This window comes from Planifilum fimeticola (assembly GCF_003001905.1).
GTDB classification, from domain to species: domain Bacteria; phylum Bacillota; class Bacilli; order Thermoactinomycetales; family DSM-44946; genus Planifilum; species Planifilum fimeticola.
On record NZ_PVNE01000068.1, the window covers coordinates 1 to 1388 of the forward strand.

The following is a 1388-nucleotide window of genomic DNA, read 5'->3' on the forward strand; positions in this document are numbered from 1 at the left end:
TTGTGAAATAGTCCTGTATACAAACGGCTACTTACGAAAACATCCACCTGAATTGACATGACAATCCAAAGCTGTGTTCGTTTCGGGGGGAATCGATTGGGTATGCCACCCCCGCCCCTTCACCTGCCGGGCGATGGCGGTGCAAGGCATTAACCAATCGTTTCATGTTTTGTACGATGGCTGTCAGAATCGCCTGCTGTTGAACACGCGGAAGCCCACGGCCTCGGGCACGCCGGAGTCCGTGGTGTTCCTTTCCTTCCGCAAAAAGATGCTCCACCCGTTTGCGGAAGTGTTGCATGATCTTTGCCAATGGACGAAGATTCAAGGAACGCACGTAGTTACACGCTTTTGCACACCGGACTTTGACGGCCCGCTTAAGTTGCTGATCCAGCTTCGAAGTCCGCCGTTTCCAAGTGGGGATGGGCTCCATTTCTTTGTTTTTGACGGGCACATACGGATCAAATCCCAGACGAATTGCTTCTGCGAACAGTGTTTTTTCTTCATAACCGCCATCGGACACCCATTTGCGTCTTTCCCCCGGCGCCGTCGCCGGCAACCGCCGACGGGCTTCTTTCAACAAACGACGAGCCGCCGACCGTTCGGCGTCTCCCGTAGCCCGGGTCGCTTCCACACCGAGGATGACGCCCGAAGGAACATCCACCACGTAGTGAACCATGTAGCAAAGCTGGGCTTCTTTCCCCTTCCCTTTTCGAAACAGACGCGCGTCCGGATCGGTTTTGGAACGATGGGTCGCGTTCGAAAACCGTTCGTTGTGAAAATCGGGATCTCCGGCTTGACGGTTCCGCGGGGGTGGATCTTTCGGATCGTCGTCATCATCATCGGTTGAGGAAGAGACGGCTTCTTCTTCATGCTCCCGGGCCATCCGTTCCAAGCTTTTGATGGCGGCATTGGCTTGCACCAGGGTCCCGTCAATGGCGACATCCCCGCGAAGCAAACCGGCTTCCCGACACTGCCTGATGATGTGATCCAGCACACGATCCAGAACTCCTGCTTCCGCCCAACGCTCCCGAATCTTGATCAAGCTGCTGCGCTCCGGTACCGGCGTGTTGAAGTCGAGTCGGCAAAACCAGCGGTAACCGGCGTGCATTTGCAGTTCCTGATGAAGCCGGTGATCGTTCAGATCGAACAAGTACCCGATCAGCATGGCCCGCAAAGCCACTTCCGGATCGATGGACGGACGGCCCTTCTCTGCATAAAGGGGAGCCACCAGGTCGTGAAGAAAGGTGAAATCCACGGCTTTGTCGATCCGGCGGAGAATATGGTTTTCCGGGATCAGTTCTTCCAGATTGATATATTGAAACATCGCCATTTGGTTGCTCTTTTTTCCAAGCATCGAATCGTTCCTTTCGTTACAACTTTGAACCTCT

The 1388-nt window shown here is 54.5% G+C and carries 1 protein-coding gene; it reads right to left on the reverse strand.

The genetic code is table 11. The features are described 5' to 3' along the window. Positions 1 to 31: 31 nt before the first annotated feature. The coding region (locus tag CLV97_RS17725) for a transposase (protein WP_211295798.1) at positions 32 to 1388 on the reverse strand (1357 nt) is incomplete at its 5' end.